The following is a 25503-nucleotide window of genomic DNA, read 5'->3' as shown; positions in this document are numbered from 1 at the left end:
CTTAATACATTAATTTTAATTTCAAATTCTGCACAACTTCAATCTTGCCTGAATTAATAGTGGTATTATCAACTGGCTTTTGACCTTTTGCTCCCCAAAGAACAGCAATCAATTTCACTGGGTTATTCTTGAAGGTATTGTTTTTAAATTCCACATTTACTATTCCTCGGTTTTTGATGAGGACACTATCGGCCTGCTCTGCCCCTGAGTTAGTCACGGTGTTATTTTCAAAAACCAAGTATCCGCCAATGGTTGATTCATCGTATCCACCGCGGTGGTAATCAATAATAGAGCCTGAAATATTATTAAAGGTAGAGTTTGTAATCGTTAAAAACTCCACGTTGTAATCACCCTTGTCATCATCTTCCTTGTTTAGCATAAACCCGTTTTGATTATTAGCAATGATTGCGTTATTGACCGTGATTGAGTCCGCAAATGAAGCTTTAGATACTTCCAACACATTCATGAAATTATAAATCTCAGCGTTTTCTATAGATAGGTCATAGGCTTTAGACATATTCTTATCTAAGGTAGAAAATGCATGTTGCTTATTGTTACCTCTAATAATTACGCTGTTTAAATGCAAATGACCTTTTGGCAGCATTAAAAACGCCGTGCCTTGAGAACTGAAATTTAAGGTCGACTTACTGTCTTTGTTGGCCGACACAATTGAAATTTCTTTATTAATATCAATGGTGGCATCAATCGAATAGTCTGACGAGGTCAACTCAATTATATCGCCTGAGTTCGCTTTATTAATTGCTGTTGATAATTCATTAGCATTAGCAACCTGAAAGACTGCTGCTTCTTTTTGTTCTTCTTCGGCAGTAAACCAACTGGTGCCATAATTTGCTTTATCGAACAAAACTGTTTCTGACGCTATTGGGCTTATAATTGCGCCCACGTTATTGTTCGAACTTCTGCTTGTTCCAAATAAGTCTGTTTCAATTTTAGCGAAATCAAAACCATTGTAGACATCTGAGTTGTTAGATACTGGCGCGACTAAGTATTCTGAGACCCTTTGCATATCCAAAGCTTGCGTCACGAGTCCAGCCGACACGACATCCGTTTTGTTTTCATTGTTTGAAATATTGTTTTTGAAGCTAACGCCATCAACTTCATCGTAGCGATAAATGGGATAGTCTGCTTTATCTGAGTTGTATATTAGATTATTGGCAAATAGCGTTCTTATTGGTCTTGCAGAACGTATTTCAGATTTTGGCAATACCGCGCTTTGGTCTACATTAGAGCCAACGCTAAAATACCACGGCGTTGGAGACTCAATCCACGAGTTATAAGCAACAACTACGTCTGTCACTTGGTTGTATCTATTTAATGGTGATTTAGGAATGCCGTTCATTACAGCAATTGGCGCTCTAAATTTTTCACCATTTAATTTGTAAAAGTAGTTATTTGTAATCCAGTGGCCAGTGTTGATTACCCTAATACCGCCATAAAAAGTTGAATCATCATCACCTATGAAAATATTGCCATCGATGGTCGCGTAATTTCCGTGTCTTAAAACTAAAGAGCCTTCGCTTTTGTAGAACACATTGTTTTTAAACCGATTAAAGTTAGATTTACTTGAGATAATTTCAACTTCACCATTTGCGCGGTCAAACAAGTTATTTTCAACATTCACATATGCGGGTGTCATTGATGTTGAGCTATTGCCAATTTGCATAGTTTCGCCATGAGGGCCACCTTTTCTTGGCCGTGGTCCAAAATGGTTATTCACGATTTGATGATGGGTATTAACATGTTGGTTTCCAGATAAACGCACCATAACCGTTGGCCCAAAATTCGATTTCCCAGCAATATAGTTATTGCTTAACTCATTGTGTTGACCCCAAAATTCAACCCATGTATCGCTGTCGTGCCTGTTTAATTGAGTGAACTCTTCAATAACAGTGTTTGTCACTTTAGAGTTGAACGCGACTTTGTCATCATCAATTTTAAATCGAATCACGGTTCTGGTAGGCGTGTAACCGTTTCTAAAATGCAGGTCTTGCACAACTAAGTAGTTGCCCCCAATTTGAAGATTAGATTTGCCTTCAATAAAAACCTTACCGGCAGTTTCCGCTCGCAAAACGATAGGCTTCTCTTTTGTACCCTCGCCAAAAAATTCGATTTGCACATCAGTATAAGTGCCATTTTTTAAGACTATATGATCACCCGCAATAGCATTCTTTATAGCTTCTTTTAATTGAGCATCATTGCCAACCAAAACCTGATTTACTGCACTATTTACTGCACTAAGTTGAACGCCATCGGTGGCAGAAGTATTGTTTGTGCTTAACTGATTACAAGCGAATAAAAAGAAAGATATGCCTAACGTTAATATTAATTTTTTCATAATACCTTTATATCTAAAATTGATGATGTGAGTTCTGACTATACACTTTTTCTTGTTGAAACCAAATTTCACATATCAAGCTGTTGTACCTAATCTTATGATTGCTAACTCGCCATCTTAAAACAAACATTTCACCCATTGAGGTTTTCACAGGATTGCCACGTTCAACTACTTAATGTTGCTGCCAACGACGCTTTTCTTGCTCTGTCATTTACTTAAGTTTTGTTACTTCCAATTTCTGAGAGTCGTCAGTTTTTAAATGTAAAGCAAAGCGATGTTTGAAATTAATTACTAAATCAGCGTTTATATGCCATTATTTGTTATGGAATTCGGATTAAAAGGAAGTGTTCTTTTGCTTAGGTTTATACTCAAAATAACAGTAAGTTTACTGCTATTGCTAGGCCTATTTATTGCCTATATTTTTATCGATTTTGATGACAGCAACCCTCCAAAAGATCAACAGCTAAATATTGTAAACGATATTACTCAGCTAAATCCCATCGAAGTTACTCGTGTCATTCAACCAAGATCTATTGAGGATATAGTTGATGCAATTCAATCGACTACAGGGCCAATCTCAATTGGTGGCGGGCGATTTAGTCAAGGTGGGCAAATTGCCTACCCTGACAGTATTCATTTTGACATGCGAACCTTCAACAAAGTGCTGGCGTTAGACACCGCGAATAAACAAGTAACTGTGCAGAGCGGCATTACTTGGCGGACCCTGCAAGAGCTTATTGATCCTGAAAACCTTTCTATAAAAATCATGCAAACATACGCAAACTTTACTGTTGGCGGTTCGTTGAGTGTAAATGTTCATGGCAGATACATTGGGGAAGGCCCAATTATTAGGTCTGTTGAATCGATAAAATTAATCAAAGCGAATGGTGAAATTGTAATTGCTTCTCCAACACACAATTCGACATTATTTTACGGGGCTATTGGCGGCTACGGTGGCATAGCGGTTATTGCTGAGGTTACTTTAAACCTTGCAGATAACGTTAAAGTTAAACGTTACACCGAAACAATGAAGGTTCAAAACTATAAGGAATATTTTTCTACTAATATCAGAAATGACCAAAGCGTTATTTTCCATAATGCTGATATTTACCCTCCAAACTTTAATGAGCTACGTAGCGTTAGTTGGCTAACTACTGATGAAGCCTTGACCGTTGAACAAAGACTTATTCCCAAGAACAAAGACTATACTTGGCAACCTAAAGTGGCCCAATTTGTAGCCGATTCAAACTTTGGGAAATGGATGCGCCAACATGTTTTAGAGCCAATCCTATACTCTGTAAATGTAGTGCAATGGCGAAACTACGAAGCAAGCTATGATGTTAACGAACTTGAACCATCTTCTCGAACGAATCAGACCTACGCACTCAGGGAGTACTTTGTTCCAGTTGAAAACTTCGACCGCTTTGGCATCAAAATGGCTGACATATTCAAGAAGCATCAAGCTAATATTATCAATGTTTCAATTCGCCATGCACTGCCAGATAGTGGTTCATTATTAGCTTGGGCGAGAACCGAAGTATTTGCCTTTGTTGTTTATTATCGTCAAGGAACTAGCGAAGCGGCACGTAAAGAAGTAGAACTTTGGAGTAGAGAAATAATTAATGCAGTCATTGAAGAAAATGGCGCCTATTATTTGCCGTATCAACTTCATGCGACAAGCGAACAGTTCGCTAGCGCCTACCCTAGGGCTGGTGAATACTTTGAACTAAAGAGAAAAGTAGACCCCGAATATCGTTTCAGAAATAAACTTTGGTAACAACATTACGAGGCAAATCATAAACACATTGCTGATTATGAGCACGAGTAAACTAAAGCAATGCTTTGAATTAGAACACCCGTTAGTAGTGTTATATTTTCTGATAGAAATACTGGGAATAACTGGTTAGTAAGCTGGCATCAAGACAAAGCTCTTTTTTAGAAAAAGATCATAAAGACGGTTGGGGGCCATGGAGTCTTGACTGTCGGCTAAGAGGCAAATTCCGGACGGATTGAATACTTTTACATTTCAAACATCCTAGGTCGTTCCCACGAAAGTGGGAACCCCCTAAACAGCATAGTGAATGTTAACTTGACAGTACCTAATCAAGGGCTGAATCAAACGCGCAAGATAAACGGTGAGCGTTTTGTACTTACGTTTTGTACGTACCCACTCGTCATAGTGACGCTCAGAGGGAGCCTTTAATTTTTTTTCGCAAACAAAATATCCCCAATGTGCAAAGCGCAAAGAAGGCAACGTTTCGGGGTTCATTTACTGCAATTGAAATGAATTGACCGGGTTGTAGAGTTGCAGTGCTTAGCTCAAAGAAATTATTATTAGCCACGCCACTGAAATTAAAAAACACCGAGGATTCAGGGATTAGCATTGTATATATTTCAAAAGGTTTTAACGTGACTAGTTTTTGTGAACCACTTCCCCCAAAAAATGGATTTAACGCGCTTCCTCTTTTCAACAAAGAATGTGTGAATTGTGGGAAACCTACGCCAAGTTTTGGAAGTAAAATTTCAATTCCGCTAAGGTTAGCAAGGTACAAAGCATCAAAACCAACAAATTCAGGTAAATCATAAATAGTGTCTCGACGCACCAGTGCCACGGTTTCGTATGTGGGCAATGCAATGCCATCGAACACGTTTGGTATGGACGTATTCGAAAGGCCATATATTTCTGGCCCACCCTTAAGTTCAGGTATAAAAGGAGTTTCACCGGCAGAACCACCAGCCAAGAACGGATTGATATCTGTAGGGCCTGAACCCGATTCAGGTGTTGCCGAAATGTTCGAGCCTTGATAGGTTTGACCGACATTATTGCCAAACAACAATCGGCCACTACCACCGGCGTCACCTAAGCTAGCCCCTCCTGAAGTGTCAACGTACGTACCAGTGCTACTTACCGTTGACCCAACAAGTTTTATTGTCCCACCAGAACCCCCTGCGCCTTGGCCACCGAAACCAGCTGAGCCTCCTGTGCCACCAGTTCCGCCATAACCACCACTACCACCCGAACCTCCACCGTCTATTCCCAGTACCGCCTGAGCCGGGGTTAGACCAAGCACCGCCTTCTCCACCTGAATTACCAGCGGTGGTGGGACTGAATACTCCGCCTTGTCCTCCGCTTCCCCCCGCACGACCATATTGGCCAAAGCGGCCAGAAGTATTTGAACCTCTGGTTCCATTAATTCCTCGTCTACCATCAACTCCATTTTGACCAACCGTTGGTATACCGCCTTCGCCTCCACGCGCCTCTAAATTTGCATTACTAATATCGAGATTACCATAGGCTATTATCTCTAAAGCACCGCCACCACCGCCACCAAATCCGCCAGTGCCGCCTTTTGCTCCACTGCCACCACCGCCGCCACCACCGCCACTACCGCCGCTGGCACCACCTTCACCATTACTTGTTCTCTCTCCTTCTTCACCGCCACCGCCACCACCACCGCCACCACCACTGGCACCACCACCGCCGCCGCCACCTTGACCACCAGCCCCTGCTCCTCCGCCGCTGCCCGCAGAAATTGTGTCGAACCCAGTGATATTATTTACCGCCCTAACACCATTATTACCGTTAGCGCCGCTGCTGCCATCACTTCCTGAAATACCCCATTCGCCATTACCACCATTACCGCCGTCGTCCCCAGGAAGCCCACTACCAAAGCCGCCTGTTCCTCCCTCCCCTCCGTCAACAGAAGGGCCTTTTATACCTGCGTTGGCTATTGACTGACCAATGCCACCTATGCCCGCTCCTGTGGAGTTATTCTTGCCGGCGGTACCGTTATATCCGAATGCTCCGATTGAACCGCTTGTCCCGTCAGCGCCGTTGACACTGGAAATATCACTATCACCCTGTCCCGAACTACCGTCCGGACAGTCTAAAATACAGATACGACCGCCGTCACCACCATTACCGCCTTTACCACCTTTGCCACCAATTCCGCCATCACCACCATTTCCGCCATCACCACCATTTCCACCCGAACCTCCGCCGAGGATACCAGCGCTGCTAGTAGCAGATAATTGAAAATTGGAATTAATTAGTGTCGCGTTTCCTCCAACAATAATTGATGCGGTTCTACTTCCTGTAAAATTTATTGTACTGTTAGAAAGATCTAGGTCGCCTTGGAAGATAAACTGGGCCTCTTCCTTCAGCCCTATTCGGGTTGTATATTGTGTTCCAATCAAGCCACTAATACTCAAATTATCGGTATTGACTTCAATAATGCTTGCTGATGCGCCACTTAATGGTAAGACTAAATAAGCGAATGTCATCGCAGCTATAAATTGGGCTTTCGTGAATATGCTTTTTCTTGCGAAATAAGCGGGTTTAGTAATATCGCAATGGCGATTGTTAGAGTGTCCTAACTTTCTTGCACAAATAGGCTTTCTATCAGTGTTCTGGTTGAGTGGCTTTATCATCATGGTAGTCCTCTTATTTAGCTCGATTTATGTTGATAATTGGCCCAAATAAATGACGCACCAAAATCAATACGTGATCAAAGTTAGCAAAAACAGTCTATCGAGGACTTGACGTGGATCATATTCTGAACATTTATGAAAGGACAGATAAACGATAAGCCTTTTCTATGCAACATGTCCGATTTTTATTGAGTTTAACGCTTTATAACTCGCGGTTGGTGTAGATTTGTATTGATTTAAATTGCATTTGGGTGAAGAGTCTGTTTACTTGAAGAATGTTGTTTTGAATGTACGTAGATACAAGCATACTTTATATGTACGGCGATTAAGGGTAAGTTTCACCACCACAATCTGCGTCCTTCCTGCGGAGGCAGAAATTTCCCAACTCTACTAGCAAACTGAAAACATCCAGCGCAAAATTTGAAGGTAAATCTGTTTCTAAAACAATTAGGGTACTGTCAACTTATCGAAATTAGTTGGTGAGAACAAATTTTCCGAAGCTAATCTCAAATTCGGGACGCAACTACCCCAACATAAAATGCGCTTAAAAGGATATCCAGCGCCTCCTTCAAATAAATAATTTTTGATCAAAACTAAACATAGGCAGATATTAAAATGCATGCTTTAGGCGGCCACAACGTAAGCGGTTTGAATTTAGAACCGACCAGTTAGGCTGTTTAATAGTAATATTTTAATGCAGTAAAGCGAACCTAAAGTTCAAATGGAATGATTTACGTGATTGGTGTAATATTGCACCAATAAAATGGGAGCAATAAAGTATGGCTAGACAAAGTGTAACTCTGACTGAAAAGAACGACGAGTGGCTCAAGCTTCAAGTAGATGGCGCTGGCGATTACGCCAGTAAAAGTGAGCTCATCAATGACTTAGTCAGGCGGGCTAGGCGCGCTGAATATATTAATCAAAAGTTTGACCGAGCAGAAAAAAGCGATTTCGTGTATCAATCACCTAAAGAAATGCTTGCGGAGTTTAAACAGAGTGTCAATGATATTGACTAAATATCGTTTAACTTCTGAGGCGAAAGAAGATCTGCGACGAATATATGTCTATGGATATAAAGAATTTGGCGAAAAGCAAGCTGATGAATATTTCCAGAGTTTCTTTGATGCCTTTGGGAAGATAGCCGCAACTCCTCTAGCTTATCAATCAGTAGACCACTTTAGGCAAGGCTATAGACGATATCCTCATCGCGCTGATGTTATTTACTATCGTATTAATCATGACTGGGTAGATGTTATGGCAATCCTTGGTAGTCAAGATATGGATGTCTGGCTATAGCTTGCAAACACTCAAACTATGACCATTATTGGATGGTATTTGCCAGTTAAAGATGGCGAACAAAATCCATTTTTTTATAAAGTACTCGCAGTACCCTCACGCCATACTTAGTCTTACGAAAAATGATAATATGCTCATTAATACTTGAGGATAAGCATCCTTTTCTTATCTCGCTTAGATCTTTTATTTAAATCGTAAGCTATTTAATATTACACTTTTGGCATATTGGCTGGAAAACCATGATGTTAAGCATCTATACTGCTATGGTGTTCTCAAACTATGCTTAATAGGAACAATAGTGAATTCTAAACTTAAATACTTTTTAATGACCTTAACTATATTCGCACTTGCAGCCTGCACGAATAAGCCCGACTCAATCCCACCAAACGTTGAGGTGACAAATGAATCTCCCCTGCTTGGTTTGTGGCAAGTTGAAGATATTGACCAAGGTGGCATAATCGACTATTCCATGATTACGCTAAACATAGAAGAAAACGGTCGGGTTTCTGGCTCCACCGGTTGTAATCGCTATTCTGCAAATACAATAATTGAAAATGGCTTCATTAACATATCCCAAACAATCAGCACTCGTAAAGCCTGCCCACCTGCTTTAATGAATCAAGAACAACGCTTTTTATCAGCATTAAGCAGCGCTGTTGCCTATGACTTATTGGAAAATGACATTGTGATTATCGTCGACCAAGAGGGGCAGCAAAAATTGCGAATGATTAAATTGTCTAATAGTAGTTTGTCAAACAATTAATGTTACACCTTGCATCAAGCGCTTTTACAATTATTCCTTATTGGCTTTATTCTCGGATTTAATAATACACAGGCCCTAAACGACAAACAGCGTAAGTTAAAGGTTAATCCGGTAAATATCAACCGGCGTGTCTCCTAAGGGATCGCTGTGTACAACATGCTCAACAAATTGCATCCCTAGTTTTTGCATTACTTGGGTTGAAGCAAGGTTTTTTGGGTCTGCCATTGCAGAAAAATGTTTAACTTCCGGTTTTTTGGCGATTTCTTGCATTAGATGCGCGGCAGCTTCGGTCGCGTAGCCATTGCCCCAGTACTTTCTAATAAAGCGCCAGCCCAATTCAATATCATGCAAATGTGGTGATTCGGTAAAAAAGTTCATGGGCCGCACAATAATCTCGCCAATACAGGTATTGTCACTTGCTAGCGCTACCCGCCACATACCGTAACCATTGTCAGTATCGGTGTATGAATTTATGCGGGGAATAAAAATACTTTGCATGACATCTCGGCTTGTAATAACCCCTTTGGTAAGGAAGCGCATTACTTCTGGGTCTTGGTCTATTTGCCAGATTTCATCGATATCATGTTCGCGCATACTTTGATTATTTAAATCGTACAAACGATATTGCAGCCGCGCTGAATTATTAATGGTTTTCACAATGGCTCGCTTTAAAAAGCTTGTTTTTAGGACTAGCGACATTGTTACACATTGGGAAGAATATCAACACTTCTAAGCTACAGTACAAAACCCCTGCGGTATAGAGCTGTAGTAAGTAGCTTTATTTAGTCATATACTCTAAAGCAATGGCCTATGGTCCAAATAGAATAATAAGGGACTTTAAATGATGACGAACAACTCACTATACCTCTTAGCGTTATTTGTATTTTCTTTGTATGCACAAGCTTTCGCCCAACAATCACCAGAACCTGAAGTAACAAATAATGTTGTTTTAAACGATTATGTTAGTGACGTCACTAATGTGATTTGCCCGTTTAAAAATGAGGTTGATTATGAACCCGGCCGAGTGCGCTGCGGCTTTATTACCGTGCCTGAAAACAGAGAAGTCCCTAACAGTCGTTTACTTCGAATCATATTTACTCATATCGTCGCCGAGGCGAGTCTCGATAAAGACGATGATAAGTCATCAAAAGATGATGAAGAAGTGCTTGAAGCACGAGAAGACCCAATTATCTACCTTACCGGTGGGCCAGGCGCGGGGATAGATTTTTATGTTGGTCGCTTTTTAGAACATGATTTAACCAAAACCCGTGATTTATATATTCTTAATCAACGTGGTATTGGTGATTCTGAAGAGCTTTGCCCCTACTATGGCAACACTAGTCGTGAACTTGTCCTTGCAGAAAACCAAAAAGCACAAGAAATTGAAAACGCACAACGCATGAAAGCGTGTTTTGCAGCCGCTAGCAATCGAGGTGTCGATTTGACTGCCTACAATACTGTCGAAAATGCCCGCGATGTACGAGCGCTTCGCCAAGCCTTGGGGTTTGATTCGTGGAATGTTTGGGGTATTAGCTACGGAAGTCATTTAGGACAAATGTTGGTTAACGTTGACGGTGATGCCATACGCGCTTTAGTGCTAGATGCAATTGTACCAAATGATTTAGGCGACTTAATGCGTATCCATCGATGGGTAGCGCGAAACAATACCAATGTATTTGAAGAATGTGCTCGTCAAGACGCCTCAATTTGTGATGGTTTAGAAGAAGCCTTTTATGCCGCCGGTAACGCACTTATCGCAAATCCGATTACGGTAGATACCTTTGATGAAGAGGTTTTTCCGTCGGGTAAAGCAAATATACCCGCCTTGATTGTGCCATTTGCGCCATTTTCAATGCTCTATGAACAAGATGCTCACCCGGCTATTCCCTCGGTTATGCGAAGCTTAGTCAGCATGATTGAAAATAGAGATGAAGAAGTGTTTCAGGTCATGGCAGATGTTGACGGTGGATTTTCAGGCTTTTCGGAAGGTATGGGTAGCGCAATACGATGTAACGATGGCTATATGGCCGCAGAAGCCAGTGTTGCGGCAGAAGATTTACAAGAAGACTTTGGCTTTAGTGAGGGGGCATTTTCTGTCGAAGGCTCCCAGTTAATGGCTGACGCCTGTGTCGAGGCTGGTTTGTCACCACGAGACCGTGAAGATTATCAGCTTATTAAAAGCGATATTCCGACCTTAATAGTCAATGGTGCGTGGGACCCAGTTACTCCGCCACCACTGGCACAAAGGATTGCACCTGGGTTTAGCAACGGACGCTTAGTAATTGTGCCCTATGCAGGTCATGGCCCTACTCGTTCAATGCCAGAATGTGCTTCACAAGTGCTCACTGACTTTTTTGACGACCCAAGTCAAAATCTCAAAAACCTAGATGCTTCATGCCTTGAAGAAGGAGTGGAGCCACCAGAATTTTTAGACTACTTACAAACCGATATACATCTAAAGCTCGCAGCAAGAGCTATGGATGAACCAAAAAACATCGTTGCTCCGGCTTTTTTTGCATCTACCCCTATTATTGTTTCTTTGTTAGCTTTCATCATAATTTGTTGGGGAGCAGTTGCCAGACGCTTTAGCTCGAGTAGTGTTGCAGTGCCAGGCATTGGACCGGCACGCCCACGAATAGCCGCTTTTATTACATCGCTTTTATTGCTGGTTGGAGTCGGGCTAATTGGAGCAGGTGTTGGCGCAGCTGTTGAGATTAGCGAAATTAGTATCCTGGCGGGTTTTGCCCCGCCGGCTAGCGCGGGTGCTTTACTAGTAATGTTGTCAGGATTATTTGGCATAGCGACGCTTGTACTCACATTTAAAACACATAAGAATAAGCCCCTTAGGAAGCGCACATTAATAGGCTTTGTTCTTTTGAGCTTCTCTGCGATTTTACTAAGTGTTATTTTTCTAGTCTGGGGGATAACGCCATGGTAGAACAAAGTCAAGGTTAGAGTGTGCTTGTATTTAGTTTGGTTTGAGTCTTAATCATGGACTCAAATCAAACTAAGAAATGTTTCGAATAGTGATTTAGCCTTTGGCTTTGGTCTTGGCCTTAGAGAATTGCTCATCCACCAACTTAATTAGTTCCGTGGGTGCGTCATTGTTTAATGTGACGCATTTTTCGTAGGTAGGCAGGGTAAAACAAATGCTTGTAGGAGCCGTATCGGCCATTGAAAGTGCGCTAGTGATAACGCTGCCCTGATCATTTAAGAAAACAGAGTATTTAATATTAAGTCTTGCTGGGAGGTCGAAAAATCGAAGCTCGTAAAATGCGTTGAGTAGTTGCATCAACTCTTTAGTCGAGTAACTAAAATCGAGAGATTGATCGCCAACGGTCAATACCGCTTTGCTTGAACCAAGCGCACCCAACACCTTGAGTGTTTCAGACTTAGAGCCCACATACGCGCCACTGTGACGGGTAATAACTATTTTTACATCTTCTAATTGATAAGACATCGGAAGCGCAGCAGTTTGCGTTCTACCATGAAATGCCATTGCGTTCGTTCCTACAGCAAATACTGCGATAGACAACAAAGTTAGCCTTCCAAAACGCGACTTTGATGTTTTTTGGAATCGCATTACAGAAGCAGTAAAAGCCTGTCTCCAGGCTTTTACTATATGTGCTTTTAATTGCACTATATTATTCTCACGACTTTTTACGACGTAAGAATAAACCTCCAAGAAGACCGCAAAGTACCAAACCAATAGAGCCAGGAGCAGAAACATTAGTGACGCGTGAGTAACCAATATCCATTAACATACCAACTTCTACAGCGTTATACATACGTGGCTCGAAGCCAAAATCGCGGTTGTGTTTCATCATGCTACCAAAAAAGTCAGGGTTGTCAGTATTTAGGTGGCTTCCGCTACTGCCTTCTTCCCATGTACCCGGACTATAAATTTCTACTCCGTTACCGCCGTTAGCCGCTACTGCGTTCGCGCCGGTAAATAGTAGATTGTCACCAGCAGTTTTCGCTCCGTCCCAAACCGTGTGGTCTAAAAAGAACAAGTCATCGATAACGCTGTTGCCATTTTTATCTTTCAAAAACAAATCAAAAGCGGTCCATTCGTCGTTAAAATAACCGAAGCCGTCTTCGCTAATTGCTGAACCAAAGCCGAGTGCATGGGTTAGCTCATGAGCAATAGTCGCAAAAAAATCAAACTCTGATGGACCAGCAGGTGTATTACCATCTAACTGCCAATCTACACCGAAATTCACGCTAACACTACCATCGGCATTGGCGCCGTTTGCGTCGATACCTTCTTGAAGTTTTGTTTTAACCACTTCTGTCACCACACAACCACCGGCTGCGCCGCAAGTGCTTTGTAGGTTAGAGCCTGCTGACGCCAAGAGACTGTTGTTTACATCGTCGAATGACGTTACCGAAATATCTAAAACGGCAGAATCACTAAAGAAAGAACCAAACATTCCTGAGAAGTAATTACCGGCCGCGTCCATCGCAGCTTGACGATCAGCTCCTTCAGTAGCGTCTAGAAAGCCAACGCCCGCAAGATTGTCTGAATAATCAAAGTTAAATACGATAGCAGACTGAGCTGGCATAGCCGTTACTGCCATCAATATTGATGCCGCCATTATTGTTTTTTTAATCATTTTAAGTAATTCCGTTATTTCGCGAACAAAATCTTGTCCGGTTGTTTAATGCATTGTTATATCCCATACATGGGAGCCTTGAGAACTCTGGGAAGAATGCAATATATTTAAATTTTAGTGAGCATTCTAAAACGAAACTGCATTAATCGAGCCAGCATCATAAACCATTGTAATTAAAGGTAAATTACTCAGGCAAGCAAAGCTTTTTAAATAATGTGTAAAAAAACCTGACACTTCGCCCCGTAAAAACTGCCTGTTAGTGAATAGCTAATACACGCAGGGAGCCAGTTGAGTTTAGACTAGTAAAAAGTGTGAGATCCTCTAAATTCACTGGCTGTAGCTCCCGTGCTACATCTAAAGAAGCGACAAAAATAACACGCATCTTTGAAGGCTAACGCGTACAAGATACGCCAACCTTCATTGCTTAAAAGTAGTCTATAATGTAAATCTGACCTACCCGCATCTAACATTCCAACACGATACGCTTTGCGGGTTTCATTGAAACTTTATGTAAGGGATTCCGATATGGACGTTTTTAAGCAAATTAATTTAATTACTCTCATTGCGACTTTCTGGGTAATTGTGTTTTCTGCTCCTGTTGTTTCAAATGAGATGAACTCAAACCTTGCTAAAAAGTCTGCAAACGCGAATCGTATTTTTTCCGAAACGATTGGAGACGAGGGCCCGGGTTGTTCGATTGCGGCTTATCACAGAGGCAATATCATTTTTCAAGGCCAGTATGGCTATGGCCATTTGGGCTTGATGACACCCATCACTAAAGAATCTATTTTTGACCTTGCTTCAAACTCAAAACAATTTACTGCTGCCAGTATTTTAATTCTGCAACATCAAGGCAAACTTAAACTAGAAGACGATATAAGAAAATATCTGCCCGAAATACCCAATTACGGTAAGGTCATAACAATTCGCCATCTTTTAAATCATACTAGTGGGATCCGCGATTATATTAATCTTATGACGCTCTCAAATCACCACATAGACGATGTCACCACTCAAAAAGATGCAATGTTTTTTATGAAAATTCAAAAGGCGTTGGATTTCGTGCCGGGGGAAAAATATTCCTACAGCAATTCTGGCTATTTATTGGCGGCTGAAATAGTAGAACGAGTATCTGGTGTGCCCCTAAAAGAATTCGCCAAAAAACATATTTTTGATGAGCTCGAAATGCAGGTGACAACTTACGTGAATTCCCACAAAAAAGTAATTAAAAACCGTGTGGAAGCATACGCTTTAGAAGATGGCATGTTTGTGAAAGATGTGTCAAATTGGGAACAGTATGGTGATGGCGCAGTGTTCTCTACTACTGAAGACCTTATAAAGTGGGATTCAATATTCTACAGCGAAGACTATAAATGGCTAAAAGAGCAACTCTATAAAAAAGGAACGCTGAATAATGGTGAAGAAATTCCTTACGCTTTGGGTCTAATGCATGAAAATTACAAAGGTTTAGAGATAATTCTACACGGCGGCTCTTGGGGAGGATATCGTTCTCAATTTGTTCGAAATCATGAACACCACTTTTCTGCTGTTGCTTTATGCAATTATGCTCACAGTAATCCAACAAAACTAACTTACAAAATATTCGATATTTTTCTAGCGGACTTTTTAACTCCTGAAGAAGAATCCCCTAGCAGCGATACTACGCCCTCTCACGATGAGAATTCGGAATTAACCCTAGAGCTCGTAGAATTAACATCTGATTTAATTGAACGTTACACAGGCCGATATCAATTTACTGATTATCCTTCATATTCGCTAGAAGTGTTGGTGGAGAAAGAGAGTGGGGACAATAAGCTCTATCTTAATATAGTTGATGCAAAAAGAATTCAGGTTTGGCCGACACAAGAAAATGCTTTAGTGGATAAAAATAACCGACGCGTTTTGTGGTTTAACCCTAATGGAACCATCAGCTACGACAATGTAGCTTGGGGCTTAACATTTTTGGTAAAAAAACTTAACGCTCTATCAGTACCATTACCTGTTCTAAACGCGCTCACTGGAGAATATTTTAGTGTTGAACTGGATAAGAAATTAGATATTAGACTGATCGATAAGCAACTTGTCGCATTTGACAAAAGAGACAATCAAACTGTCTTATTTCATATCGACCTAGAAACACTGCTTGCAGACCAAGGGCTGGGCTTACTTAAAGTTCTTAGAGACAAAAGCGGTAATATAACCGGATTGTCGCTAGATACTAACCGTGCTAAAGGCATAATTTTCGAGAAAATGAATTAAAAAGGGAAACCGCGGCTTATTCACTGCTTATTTAGACTGCTCTAATAAGACCGCCACCTGTGTTGTGGTTGAATTAGCCGGACACTTCAATGAAACATTCTGGGGACTGTAAATAAACTTGCTCACCGCTGCTGCAGGTCTGTGCACAAGTACAGATCGCCGTTTCCTAATTGCTCATATAGTGCGTTCATCGTCCTGCTGACGCTGACTTATAGTCATTAAGTTCTCTTAAAAATATCTTTTAACATTTCACAATATGTAATACATACCTATCTTATTGTCAGGCTTGCTTGACTATCTGTGCGCTATATGTAATGCTAGCCTTACACTATGTCAGTCTATGGTGACAAAATTACAATATGTTGAGAGAATAAGGTAACTTCAGGAGAGCTAAATATGAGTAATGAATTAGGTAAAAAGGAAAAGAAGTTTTTGGTCAAATTTATGTTGCATATTGCAATGTTTTTAGCGGTTTTAGCGTTATCAGTGGTATTGAATGAGACCAATGATTTGTCTATATACAGCACGGGATTCCTTGCAATGTCACCTGTGATTCCGGTGATATTTTTATTGCAGCTTGTAGTAAATCATTATCGGTCATTGGATGAATACATCCAGAGGGTAATGGGTGAAAGTTTGCTTTGGGCTATAGGGGTTGTTGGTTGTGCGGCAATGGCTTATGGCTTGCTCTCAGAAATGGTTGAAGTGCCGACTATTAGTCCAGCATTTATGTTGCCAGCAATCGCAGTTATCTTTGGTGTAGCGCAGTATATTAAACTAGCGAGCGATACCCATGAAGAATAGGTTGCGGGTACTTCGTGCAGAAAATAGATGGTCTCAAGCAGATCTTGCTGAAAAGTTAGGAGTGTCACGTCAAGCCGTGAATGCCATAGAAACAGGAAAACATGATCCTTCTTTAACTCTTGCTTTTGCTCTTGCAGAGACTTTTGGAAAAAGCATTGAAGAAATATTTTGTCCTAAAGAGCAAAACAACTAGAAAATATGTGTTTTCTTTGTGCTGTGTCTAATACTTATTGCTACGCCACGGCAACTAAGCATCTTTTAGAGCAATTCTATCATAATTATGTGAACTACCTCATAGCCTCCAGAGCGGGGCTTGATTTTATTTCGTCCGGTATACGTACAAAGAAGTCGGAGCTCTCCCTAAATTAACAGCCTAATTGCACGCAAAAAGAAGCCAAACAAACTATCAATTTAAATGTCCGCTTTCTGTATTGGGAGATTCCAAAACGAGTTTGGAATGACGCCTCTTGGCACTTCCTTGTCATTTCAGGAGATTCCAAATCAAGTTTGGAATGACGGGATATGGCACGAATCGGTCATAAATAATTCCTAATTATATAGGTGTTAACTTAGTCTAATTGTTATTGATACGGTTCACTTTGAGCCAACTTTATTTACACTTCCCACAATTCAAGCATTCATCCCAGCCACAAACCCACTGCTCCACGCCCACTGAAAGTTGTAGCCGCCCAGCCAGCCGCTCACGTCGACCGCCTCACCAATAAAATAAAGTCCGGCTTGATTTTTGACTTCCATTGTTTTGGATGAGAGTTGATCTGTGTTTATGCCACCTAAGGTTACCTCGGCCGTTCTGTAGCCTTCAGTGCCGTCAGGACGAATGCGCCAATTATGTACAAGATCGCTCAAACGCTTTCGCTGGGTATGACTGAGCTGTTTAATTGGTACATTTTCAAAGCCCAGTAAATCGATGAAGGTTTCAGCGAATCTTTTTGCAAATTTTGTCGCTAGTAAATTTTTAAGGCTCACATTGGGCTGGCTTAGCAGGGCTTCTTCTAAAAAGGCAGCAAAATCTCCATTTGGGTACAAGTTTATCGAAACTTCCTCGCCCGCTTGCCAGTAGGAAGATATTTGTAAGATAGATGGGCCTGACAGCCCTCGGTGAGTGATCAGCATGTCTTCAACAAATGATTTGTTTGGTGTTGATACTTCAACATTCATCGACACTCCCGATACTTCAGCCAACGGTTCTTTGAGTTGTGGTGGTAATGTGAAGGGTACTAAGCCTGCGCGCAATGGCAGTACTGCTAAGTTGAATTGTTCTGCTAATTTGTAGGCAAATGGCGTTGCGCCAAGTTTTGGCATCGACAGGCCGCCTGTTGCAACAACAAGGCTTTCACACTCGTAACTATCCTTATTGGTTGTAACTCGATACCCTGTGCCTGTTAAAGCTTCTACGTCGGAAATGTCACTCTGGAAGCTAAATTCTACCTTGTTGCGCTCACACTCTGCGACCAGCATAGCCACAATTTCTTTTGCAGAGTCGTCGCAGAATAGTTGCCCTAAAGTCTTTTCATGATATTTGATTTGGTATTTTTCAACTAAGGCAATAAAGTCCCACTGGGTATATTGGCTCAGCGCTGACTTGCAAAAATGAGGGTTTTGACAAAGATATTTTTCAGGCTCTATATAGTAGTTGGTGAAATTACAGCGACCGCCACCCGAAATAAGAATCTTCTTCCCTGGTCTTTTCGCGTGGTCTAGCAACAAGGTTTTGCGGCCTTGTCCACCGGCCGTTGCTGCACACAACAAACCTGCAGCACCCGCTCCAATTACAATCACATCATATTTCACTGTCGACTACTCGCCTATATTTGTGCGGCTTTTTTTGCCTTGTTTATTGTCGCGAAGGATTTTAACACTTATTGGCAAATAGGCATATTCAGTATGCGTAAATTCAATTTTTATAGCCCTTTCTTGATTATTGCCCGTCTTTCTTGCACACGCCCCGTCATTCTTGCTTACGCCCCCGTCATTCTTGCGCCCCCGTCATTCTTGCGCAGGCAAGAATCTGCTGCCTATACCGCACTAGGTGCATAATACTTGTGGACGTTTTGGGAGATATTTGCCTTCGTAAATATGACTGGGGGGGGCGCAAATATAACACGGGAGGGTTTGCGAAGGTGACGGAGCGGAGCCGAACTTAGCGCAAAACTAGGCACTGCTCCGGTTTTTAGCTCACCACTTCTTTTTATCTGCCGCAGACGCGCTCTCTTGGCACTCGCCCCTAATTTCGCTTTTGCCGGCTAGCGAGCTATAGTCAAGTTCAATGTAGCCATTGCGGCAATATGCGGTTTCTGCCAGCTTCAACTCAAGTTGTTTCAATATTTCAGTGCGGGTGTCTTCTGCCGACCTTTGGGATTGAGAGTTTCTACCCTGCCCTTGGCTGCTACCACCTTGCTCACCCCGTCCTTTGCCTCTGCCGCCTTGCTTACCTTCTGGTGGACCTGAGCCACCTTGGCCGCGTTTTTGTCCTTTGCCAGAAGGTCTTTCGCCATCGTCAGACCCGCCGCGAGCGCGAGTTATCGAGAATATAAAGCGCTTTGAACCATCACTGGTGATATCGGTGTCGAACTGTTGGCTTACCGCGCCCCTACGTTCAGGTTTATTTGCGCAGCCACTAAGCAAAATAGACGAAAGCATTAAGATGAAAATACCAATTTTATAACTCAAAAAGTGACTCCACAGAGGTAAGGCCGCGTAAATCTTTTTACGTGGTTAGGTTAAAAAAACCGACGCTATTATTGGCATCGGTTTTTACTATTGCTAATGCCGAATGGGGCTTTATGCCGTTATATCAACTAGCGATTGACCTTCTAACAAACCAAACTTGTTTGCTAGCTCATTCGCTAAGCTTTCACTTGTAGACGTTTCATCAGACAAGCTATCTAAATAGTCCACAATAGAGGACAACGAGGTTTCGCTTGCATCCTGTGGTGGTGGAGGCGGTCTGTTTCCGCCGGCGTTATTACCTTCGCTTACTTTAGCTAAATCGCCTAACTCGCGAGCGTCAAAACCAGAATCTGCTAGGATTTCTGCAAATTGTGCACTTGGCCTAATTTCAGACTCTTTAAATGCCTCAACAATCGCACTTGCGTCTTGTTCACTAAGGCTATCTGCATCGTAGTTTGCTAAGGTTTCTTCAATAAAAGCTTGTTGTTCACTTGTGACTGACGAAGCACGGTTTGCATTTGGTGGCGGGGGCGCTTGCATTTGCATGCCCATCGCACCATTGATTGAACTCATCATTAGTATTTCCTTTAGTTGGGTTGAAATAAATACTAAATGCTGACTACCTCACTTCCTCAAGCATCAACTTCCTCATACTAGCCACATTTGTATCAACCTAACAATAGCGAACAAATGTGCAAAGAAAGTGCAGATTCTGTGAAGTTTACAAATAACGGAAAATATAGATGTAAAATAAAGACGCTTAGTGCTTACCAAGCGTCAAATTAAATTACTGCCCATACGGGGCAATATGGCAGATTTTATAAGGATTTTAGCATGGTCTCGGCGTCAGATACTTCAAACTTACCTGGTTCTTCAACGTGTAAACTTTTAACGACCCCATTTTCAACTAGCATGCTATAGCGCTGCGAACGGATACCACCAAATGTATCGGTGTCCATATCAAGGCCAATTAGTTTCGAAAAGTTACCGTTCCCGTCTGCAAGCATAGTGATGTGCTCAGCATTAGATGCCTTGCCCCACGCATCCATAACAAAGGCATCGTTAACCGATAAGCAAATAATGTCATCTACGCCTTTTTCTTGCATTTTGTCTGCTAAGGCAACGTAGCCGGGCAAATGCGCTTGTGAACAGGTAGGCGTAAAAGCACCTGGCACAGCAAATAAGACCACCTTTTTACCATTAAATAAATCGATAGTATTTGGGTTTTTCATATCACCATCAGCAATGGTGCTAAAGCTTGTTTCTGGGAGTGTTGCACCTACTTCAATCATAGTCATTCCTTAATCTCTTGGGTTAGTTTTGTTTTTATACACTGCTAGTTAATCAAATATACATCAAATCTATGTTTTTTAGAGCCTATTGCCATAGTTGGTTGCAAGTCTTGGGCGTTTTCTAGTGGCGCGGCGCTTGCCGGCCTTTTAACTACGATCCGTTTAGGGGCAAAGTTTATTGCGGCAGTTAATAATTGTTCGCTGTCTTGGTCAGGCCCAAGCAGAAGCTGAAACGCGCGCATTTCTTTTTTCACCAAAGCCGATTTCTTTTTATGAGGAAACATTGGGTCTAAATAAACCACTTCTGTTTGAGAGTCTTCGGCCTTACCAGCCTTTAAAAAAGATATTGCATCTTGCTGTACTAAACTTAAGCGCGAACATATTGCTAAACAATCATCGTTTGCGCTTGTTGCTCTAAGTAATGCATCATTTAGTAAACTGCCAATAATTGGGCTACGTTCTATCATGGTTACCTTTGCACCTACGCTGGCCATTATAAAACTGTCGGTGCCCATGCCTGCGGTGCAATCTAAAACGCTTATACTTTGCTTGCCCTTAATGCCAATCGCTTTTGCAATAGCCTCGTTGCGTCCACCGCCATGTTGCTGGCGATAATTTAAATGTGAGGCGGCAAAATCAACCAGAATATCAGACCAAGATGGCTCACTAGATAACCTAAGTGCCAAGCCTTTTTGGGTATAAACTAATTGCCATTGAGCTTGAGTAAACTTTTGTTTTACCTTGTTTGAAGGAATAGTGTGTACTTGCAGACCAAGTTTTTTACTGAGCAAGCTTGCTTGCTCATTGGCATGCAAACTACCGCTGTCTTCAACAAGTATCACCGCGTCTTTCAGCAAAGCCTCGTTATCGGTGGTGTTGGGTACTTTAGTTGATTTATCACGCATTAGAATATTCATCTTTATAAGCTAGCCAGCGCCTGATGAGTGCTTCAGATTGCGCATTGTGTTCATGCCACATGGTTTCAGCTAAGCTTTTCACTTGTGGAATAAGCGCTGCGTCTCGCACCAAATCGGCAATTTTTAAATCGGCAACGCCGGTTTGTTTGGTCCCTAAAAGCTCTCCTGGCCCACGGATTTCTAGGTCTTTTTCAGCAATATAAAAACCATCATTGGATTCGCGTAACACGCCTAATCGTTTTTGCGCTGTTTTCGACAATGGACTTTGATACATTAACACACAATGGCTTTCAACTGAGCCCCTTCCAACCCGGCCCCGCAATTGATGTAATTGCGCTAAGCCAAGGCGCTCTGGGTTTTCGATAATCATTAAACTGGCGTTAGGTACATCAACACCAACTTCAATTACCGTTGTGGCTACCAATAAGTCAAGTGCACCCGTTTTGAACTTGTCCATTACTTCTAGTTTTTCAGCGGGTTTTAAACGCCCATGCACCAAGCCTACTTTTAAATCGGGAAGTGCATTAACTAGGGCAGCGGCGGTATCTTCAGCGGCTTGGCATTGCAACATGTCTGATTCTTCAATAAGCGTGCACACCCAATATATTTGCCTTTTGTCTTGCAGCGCAGAGACGCGCACTCTTTCAACAATATCACTGCGCCTAGTATCGGGCAGTACTACTGTGACTACAGGCGTTCGTCCTGGTGGTAATTCATCAATAATCGAGGTATCCATATCAGCGTAGGCGGTCATCGCGAGAGTTCTTGGAATGGGGGTCGCGGTCATCACGAGTTGATGCGGATACTTGCCTTGCGCTTCCCCTTTCTTGCGCAGGGATAAACGCTGGTGCACACCAAAACGATGCTGTTCATCAACAATAACCAATGCTAGATTTTTATAGATTACCGCCTCTTGAAAAATAGCGTGAGTCCCAATTAAAAATTGAATTTCTCCGCTTTGCAGCGCTTCGAGGGTTGTTGTACGCACTTTGCCTTTCAATTTGCCGGCCAACCAGCCTACATTGATTCCCAATGGCGTTAGCCAGTCAGCAAAGTTTTTAGCGTGTTGTTCAGCCAGTAATTCTGTTGGCGCCATTAGTGCAACCTGATAGCCACTACTAATAACTGACAAAGCCGCCAATGCTGCGACCAAGGTTTTGCCTGAACCCACATCGCCCTGAACCAAACGCATCATGGGCTGAGCACAAGTGAGATCATGTTCAATTTCTTTCACCACACGGGCCTGCGCTCCTGTTGGCGAAAAGGGCAAGTTGTTTAAGAATGCGACTTTGAGTTTGTCGTCTAGGGTTATCGCAATTGCTGGGTCTTGATTTGACTGCGCCCTTACCTTCAACATGCTTAAGTGATGCGCTAATAGCTCTTCTAAGACTAAGCGCAATTGGGCAGGATGCTGGCCCTCATCTAACATGGCTAAGTCTACATCTGGCGGCGGCCTGTGCACCAAATGTAGGGCTTCAAGCAAACTAAGTTGATCAGAATAAAGTCCTTTGGGCAAAAGATCTAACAATGCGCCTTTATCTAGTTGCTGCAAGGCCTGTTCGCTTAGTTTACGTAATGTAAGTTGGTTAACCCCTTCGGTTGTTGGGTAGACAGGCGTTAAATGCTCTTCTAATTGGATATTTGTAGTGTTATTCACAATCTTATATTCGGGATGCATTATTTCCCACATGCCATTGTTACCCGAGCGCACCTCACCGAAAGCACGAACCGTAGCACCTACTTTAAAGCCGTTAAGCTGAGCTGCAGAAAAATGGAAAAAGCGTAAATTAACAATATCGCTGCCGTCTGACACTTGCACAATAAGCATGCGTTTGCGGCCGTATTTTATGTCGGCGTTAAGTACTTCGGCAACAATAGTGGCATGGATCCCCGCATACAAATCGGCGATAGCGTAAACGCGCGTGCGATCTTCATAGCGCAGGGGCAAATGAAAAATCACATCTTGAAGGGTTTTAAGGCCTAGTTTCGCTAATTTTTCAGCGACTTTTGCGCCAACACCTTTGAGGGTAATAACCGATGTGTCGGCTAAGGACTTCATGCAATAAGTCTTTGTATAGAGAACAATAGCTTAAGAGTAACAAACCCTCGATTTTTCGCCAACTGTTCTTGAGTGTCTAATTAACTATTGGGCACTTAGCTTTTTCATATCTCGTTGGGTTTTTAAGGTTTCCCACATTTCCATGAAATCGGCCGTTAGTTTGTGTTCTAGGGAAAGGGCTAATTCTGTTGGACAAAATAGTGTCACGTGCACTTTGAAATCGCCAATATCACTAGTGCTAAATCTTATTTCTGGTTCAGGGCCTGAAATAGTCGCATCGAGTTTACGCTCAATAATTGAGTTATAGCGCGCGGCCACCTCATAAAACTCTTCACAATAGACGTTTGCGCGTTTAAGCAATTCATCATACAAGGGGTAAAAATTTAATTCATCGCTTCTCACTATCGTAAAGGAATGGGTCACATAGCGCTTAATAAAATTAAGATTTTTGATGGTACTAACCACAAGTTTACTATTGGGAATAGAAATTGTGCGGCGCGTAATTTGATAGGTCTTCATATCAATTTCAAGCAAGGTGGTTTTTACCCAGTCAATCTCTCCGACTTCGCCGTAATCACCGTCAAGTTGTATCCAATCACCTACTCTAAAAGGACGCGTACTAACTAAGTAGATGAAACCAATGATCGATTGAATGAATTCACGCATTGCCAATACAATCGCCACCGCGAACGCGGCAATCGACAAGGCGAAGTTTTGAATTTCCGATGACCAAATAAGCAACAGCAAGACTATGGTCAGTAAATTAACAAGGTGGCGAGCACTATGCGTAACGTGTTTATTGTCGCGCTCTTTACGCAGCTTGCGCTTACGCGCTCTACGTTCAAGCTTGCTAATAATCATTTTTAGTACCGCCGCCACAATAATGATTGCAAGCGTTAGTATTACCGGATGTTCAAGAATGTTACTGAGCATGAGAACCTTGGGACAAAAGAATAAAGAAAGCAACAACATAAGAGCGCTGGTTGCTTACAGGGTAGCATATTACTAAAAAGACTCTACTTTAGTCGGGATTTTACAATAAAAAAGACCTCTACACATCTATTCAATTCAAGCCACATCATAAATTATTATGCGGATTTTTAAGAACTTATGCTTTCGTTTAAGCTTGTAAAACAGTCGTTAAGCATTATAATGCGCTCCCCGCGTTACACCTACACAATCACCACTCATTAGGGATGAATATGAGCAATAAAAGTTTTACGAGTGTTTTACTACTTTGCATTAGTAGCTTCGCATGTGCCAACGAAACTACGATCAAACATGAAGTTAATCTTGGTCTGTCAGATCTTCGCGATCTTAGTGACCAATTTGTAGGAATACAATATAAACATTACTTCGATGGCGTACTTATAGGAAATCAGCCTTATTTAATCTCGCCTTATTTGCAAAGAGCGAATTCTGTAGAACTCGATTATTTTGGCACAGGAAATTTCAAACAAGTCGGTTTACAAGGTGATTACTACATGGACAATGACTATGTAGTGCGGGGTCGTGTTAAGCAACAAACCCAAGATTATTTTGATGGTGACGTTAAAGAATATCAAATAGGCATTGATGTTGGACGCTTCATAAACTCACATTGGGAAGTAGGTGCTGGCGTAGACTACTTTAGAGATACGTCTAAATACATTGGCTACAACGGACAAAGATTTAGCTTTAAATATACTGACGTCGGAATGAATGTGTTTGCTCGTTATACTAGCTTTGACCCCGAAGCGAAGGTATTCTCACCTGGCTGGGATATAGACTTAAAAGCACACATCATTGGCGACTTTGACTCTATTGCATTAGGCGCACGTTATTTCTTCACGCCTAAATGGAGCACTTCGCTCGACATCGTCAATAGAAGCCTATTTGGCTCAGACTCCAATACTACTGCCGAACTTGGCGGTGATTATTGGTTTAATCCCAATGTATCTCTTAAATTTGGTTTAGGGATTGATTTAGAAGACCAAGATCTTGCCACCGTCACCCTTTTAGCGTCAGCAAGGTTTTAAA

At 41.9% G+C, this 25503-nt stretch carries 22 protein-coding genes; 9 read left to right on the top strand and 13 right to left on the bottom strand.

Going from position 1 to position 25503, the window contains the following annotated elements; genetic code table 11:
• Nucleotide 1: 1 nt before the first annotated feature.
• Nucleotides 2–2356, bottom strand: coding sequence for a chondroitinase-B domain-containing protein (locus tag AC0L6H_RS06840; RefSeq protein ID WP_473393366.1), 2355 nt, complete (start codon nucleotides 2354–2356; stop codon nucleotides 2–4).
• A gap of 352 nt (nucleotides 2357–2708) precedes the next feature.
• Here AC0L6H_RS06840 and AC0L6H_RS06835 point away from each other — a divergent pair, with 352 nt between their 5' ends.
• The gene (locus AC0L6H_RS06835; protein WP_473393365.1) at nucleotides 2709–4133 is read left to right on the top strand and encodes an FAD-binding oxidoreductase; all 1425 of its coding nucleotides are present in this window, start codon (nucleotides 2709–2711) and stop codon (nucleotides 4131–4133) included.
• A 409-nt stretch (nucleotides 4134–4542) separates the two neighbouring features.
• On the opposite strand, the gene AC0L6H_RS06830 is transcribed toward AC0L6H_RS06835, so the two are convergent.
• The gene (locus AC0L6H_RS06830; RefSeq protein WP_473393364.1) at nucleotides 4543–5427 is read right to left on the bottom strand and encodes a hypothetical protein; all 885 of its coding nucleotides are present in this window, start codon (nucleotides 5425–5427) and stop codon (nucleotides 4543–4545) included.
• A complete protein-coding gene (locus AC0L6H_RS06825; protein ID WP_473393363.1) occupies nucleotides 5366–6790 on the bottom strand; it encodes a hypothetical protein in 1425 nt (474 codons plus the stop codon). The genes AC0L6H_RS06830 and AC0L6H_RS06825 overlap by 62 nt, the downstream gene beginning before the upstream one ends.
• A gap of 776 nt (nucleotides 6791–7566) precedes the next feature.
• Here AC0L6H_RS06825 and AC0L6H_RS06820 point away from each other — a divergent pair.
• The 3 genes from AC0L6H_RS06820 to AC0L6H_RS06810 all read left to right on the top strand — a co-directional run bounded on the left by AC0L6H_RS06820 (nucleotide 7567) and on the right by AC0L6H_RS06810 (nucleotide 8846).
• On the top strand, nucleotides 7567–7803 hold the full coding sequence (locus tag AC0L6H_RS06820) for a ribbon-helix-helix domain-containing protein (protein WP_473393361.1): 237 nt from the start codon (nucleotides 7567–7569) through the stop codon (nucleotides 7801–7803).
• Complete coding sequence (locus AC0L6H_RS06815) at nucleotides 7790–8083, top strand: type II toxin-antitoxin system RelE/ParE family toxin (RefSeq protein ID WP_473393360.1); 294 nt, start codon at nucleotides 7790–7792, stop codon at nucleotides 8081–8083. Before AC0L6H_RS06820 ends, AC0L6H_RS06815 begins: the two co-directional genes overlap by 14 nt.
• Nucleotides 8084–8381: 298 nt before the next feature.
• Nucleotides 8382–8846 (top strand): META domain-containing protein, encoded by a 465-nt coding sequence (locus AC0L6H_RS06810; protein WP_473393358.1) that lies wholly within the window; start codon nucleotides 8382–8384, stop codon nucleotides 8844–8846.
• A 96-nt stretch (nucleotides 8847–8942) separates the two neighbouring features.
• Here AC0L6H_RS06810 and AC0L6H_RS06805 read toward each other — a convergent pair whose 3' ends face one another.
• Nucleotides 8943–9503 (bottom strand): GNAT family N-acetyltransferase, encoded by a 561-nt coding sequence (locus AC0L6H_RS06805; protein ID WP_473393357.1) that lies wholly within the window; start codon nucleotides 9501–9503, stop codon nucleotides 8943–8945.
• Between the two features lie 184 nt (nucleotides 9504–9687).
• On the opposite strand from AC0L6H_RS06805, the gene AC0L6H_RS06800 reads away from it, so the two are divergent.
• A complete protein-coding gene (locus AC0L6H_RS06800; protein ID WP_473393355.1) occupies nucleotides 9688–11784 on the top strand; it encodes an alpha/beta fold hydrolase in 2097 nt (698 codons plus the stop codon).
• A 93-nt stretch (nucleotides 11785–11877) separates the two neighbouring features.
• Here AC0L6H_RS06800 and AC0L6H_RS06795 read toward each other — a convergent pair whose 3' ends face one another.
• Nucleotides 11878–12345: a hypothetical protein gene (locus AC0L6H_RS06795; RefSeq protein WP_473393354.1), complete on the bottom strand. Its 468-nt coding sequence runs from the start codon at nucleotides 12343–12345 to the stop codon at nucleotides 11878–11880.
• Between the two features lie 151 nt (nucleotides 12346–12496).
• On the bottom strand, nucleotides 12497–13462 hold the full coding sequence (locus AC0L6H_RS06790) for a hypothetical protein (RefSeq protein WP_473393353.1): 966 nt from the start codon (nucleotides 13460–13462) through the stop codon (nucleotides 12497–12499).
• A 525-nt stretch (nucleotides 13463–13987) separates the two neighbouring features.
• Between AC0L6H_RS06790 and AC0L6H_RS06785 the strand changes: the two genes are divergently transcribed.
• The 3 genes from AC0L6H_RS06785 (at nucleotide 13988) to AC0L6H_RS06775 (ending at nucleotide 16718) form a co-directional block, all read left to right on the top strand.
• A complete protein-coding gene (locus AC0L6H_RS06785; RefSeq protein ID WP_473393351.1) occupies nucleotides 13988–15721 on the top strand; it encodes a serine hydrolase domain-containing protein in 1734 nt (577 codons plus the stop codon).
• Nucleotides 15722–16117: 396 nt separating this feature from the next.
• Nucleotides 16118–16525 carry a hypothetical protein gene (locus AC0L6H_RS06780; protein ID WP_473393350.1) on the top strand — a complete coding sequence of 136 codons (408 nt, stop codon included), beginning with the start codon at nucleotides 16118–16120 and terminating at the stop codon, nucleotides 16523–16525.
• Nucleotides 16515–16718 (top strand): helix-turn-helix transcriptional regulator, encoded by a 204-nt coding sequence (locus AC0L6H_RS06775; protein ID WP_473393349.1) that lies wholly within the window; start codon nucleotides 16515–16517, stop codon nucleotides 16716–16718. Before AC0L6H_RS06780 ends, AC0L6H_RS06775 begins: the two co-directional genes overlap by 11 nt.
• Before the next feature lie 437 nt (nucleotides 16719–17155).
• Here AC0L6H_RS06775 and AC0L6H_RS06770 read toward each other — a convergent pair whose 3' ends face one another.
• The 7 genes from AC0L6H_RS06770 to AC0L6H_RS06740 form a co-directional block, all read right to left on the bottom strand.
• Complete coding sequence (locus AC0L6H_RS06770; RefSeq protein WP_473393348.1) at nucleotides 17156–18337, bottom strand: BaiN/RdsA family NAD(P)/FAD-dependent oxidoreductase; 1182 nt, start codon at nucleotides 18335–18337, stop codon at nucleotides 17156–17158.
• Nucleotides 18338–18721: 384 nt separating this feature from the next.
• Entirely contained in the window at nucleotides 18722–19216 is a 495-nt protein-coding gene (locus AC0L6H_RS06765) for a hypothetical protein (RefSeq protein ID WP_473393347.1), read from the bottom strand.
• Between the two features lie 111 nt (nucleotides 19217–19327).
• Nucleotides 19328–19792, bottom strand: a complete 465-nt coding sequence (locus AC0L6H_RS06760; protein WP_473393345.1) for a hypothetical protein — start codon at nucleotides 19790–19792, stop codon at nucleotides 19328–19330.
• 242 nt (nucleotides 19793–20034) lie between these two features.
• Nucleotides 20035–20508: a redoxin family protein gene (locus AC0L6H_RS06755; protein ID WP_473393344.1), complete on the bottom strand. Its 474-nt coding sequence runs from the start codon at nucleotides 20506–20508 to the stop codon at nucleotides 20035–20037.
• 44 nt (nucleotides 20509–20552) lie between these two features.
• Nucleotides 20553–21413, bottom strand: a complete 861-nt coding sequence (locus AC0L6H_RS06750; RefSeq protein WP_473393343.1) for a class I SAM-dependent methyltransferase — start codon at nucleotides 21411–21413, stop codon at nucleotides 20553–20555.
• On the bottom strand, nucleotides 21406–23484 hold the full coding sequence (recG, locus tag AC0L6H_RS06745; RefSeq protein WP_473393342.1) for an ATP-dependent DNA helicase RecG: 2079 nt from the start codon (nucleotides 23482–23484) through the stop codon (nucleotides 21406–21408). The genes AC0L6H_RS06750 and recG overlap by 8 nt, the downstream gene beginning before the upstream one ends.
• Nucleotides 23485–23568: 84 nt before the next feature.
• Entirely contained in the window at nucleotides 23569–24417 is an 849-nt protein-coding gene (locus AC0L6H_RS06740; protein WP_473393341.1) for a mechanosensitive ion channel family protein, read from the bottom strand.
• A gap of 269 nt (nucleotides 24418–24686) precedes the next feature.
• On the opposite strand from AC0L6H_RS06740, the gene AC0L6H_RS06735 reads away from it, so the two are divergent.
• Nucleotides 24687–25502 carry a hypothetical protein gene (locus AC0L6H_RS06735; protein ID WP_473393340.1) on the top strand — a complete coding sequence of 272 codons (816 nt, stop codon included), beginning with the start codon at nucleotides 24687–24689 and terminating at the stop codon, nucleotides 25500–25502.
• The last annotated feature ends 1 nt before the right edge of the window (nucleotide 25503 follow it).

Source organism: Glaciecola sp. G7-5 (genome assembly GCF_055808975.1).
This window is presented reverse-complemented; position numbering and strand designations above follow the sequence as displayed.

Bases quoted from the DNA above. Each gene is read 5' to 3' on its own strand.
- AC0L6H_RS06840 (WP_473393366.1), bottom strand. From the start codon at position 2,356: ATGAAAAAATTAATATTAACGTTAGGCATATCTTTCTTTTTATTCGCT.
- AC0L6H_RS06825 (WP_473393363.1), bottom strand. From the start codon at position 6,790: ATGATGATAAAGCCACTCAACCAGAACACTGATAGAAAGCCTATTTGT.
- AC0L6H_RS06820 (WP_473393361.1), top strand. From the start codon at position 7,567: ATGGCTAGACAAAGTGTAACTCTGACTGAAAAGAACGACGAGTGGCTC.
- AC0L6H_RS06815 (WP_473393360.1), top strand. From the start codon at position 7,790: ATGATATTGACTAAATATCGTTTAACTTCTGAGGCGAAAGAAGATCTG.
- AC0L6H_RS06800 (WP_473393355.1), top strand. From the start codon at position 9,688: ATGATGACGAACAACTCACTATACCTCTTAGCGTTATTTGTATTTTCT.
- AC0L6H_RS06795 (WP_473393354.1), bottom strand. From the start codon at position 12,345: ATGGCATTTCATGGTAGAACGCAAACTGCTGCGCTTCCGATGTCTTAT.
- AC0L6H_RS06790 (WP_473393353.1), bottom strand. From the start codon at position 13,462: ATGATTAAAAAAACAATAATGGCGGCATCAATATTGATGGCAGTAACG.
- AC0L6H_RS06785 (WP_473393351.1), top strand. From the start codon at position 13,988: ATGGACGTTTTTAAGCAAATTAATTTAATTACTCTCATTGCGACTTTC.
- AC0L6H_RS06780 (WP_473393350.1), top strand. From the start codon at position 16,118: ATGAGTAATGAATTAGGTAAAAAGGAAAAGAAGTTTTTGGTCAAATTT.
- AC0L6H_RS06775 (WP_473393349.1), top strand. From the start codon at position 16,515: ATGAAGAATAGGTTGCGGGTACTTCGTGCAGAAAATAGATGGTCTCAA.
- AC0L6H_RS06760 (WP_473393345.1), bottom strand. From the start codon at position 19,792: ATGATGAGTTCAATCAATGGTGCGATGGGCATGCAAATGCAAGCGCCC.
- AC0L6H_RS06755 (WP_473393344.1), bottom strand. From the start codon at position 20,508: ATGATTGAAGTAGGTGCAACACTCCCAGAAACAAGCTTTAGCACCATT.
- AC0L6H_RS06750 (WP_473393343.1), bottom strand. From the start codon at position 21,413: ATGCGTGATAAATCAACTAAAGTACCCAACACCACCGATAACGAGGCT.
- recG (WP_473393342.1), bottom strand. From the start codon at position 23,484: ATGAAGTCCTTAGCCGACACATCGGTTATTACCCTCAAAGGTGTTGGC.
- AC0L6H_RS06740 (WP_473393341.1), bottom strand. From the start codon at position 24,417: ATGCTCAGTAACATTCTTGAACATCCGGTAATACTAACGCTTGCAATC.
- AC0L6H_RS06735 (WP_473393340.1), top strand. From the start codon at position 24,687: ATGAGCAATAAAAGTTTTACGAGTGTTTTACTACTTTGCATTAGTAGC.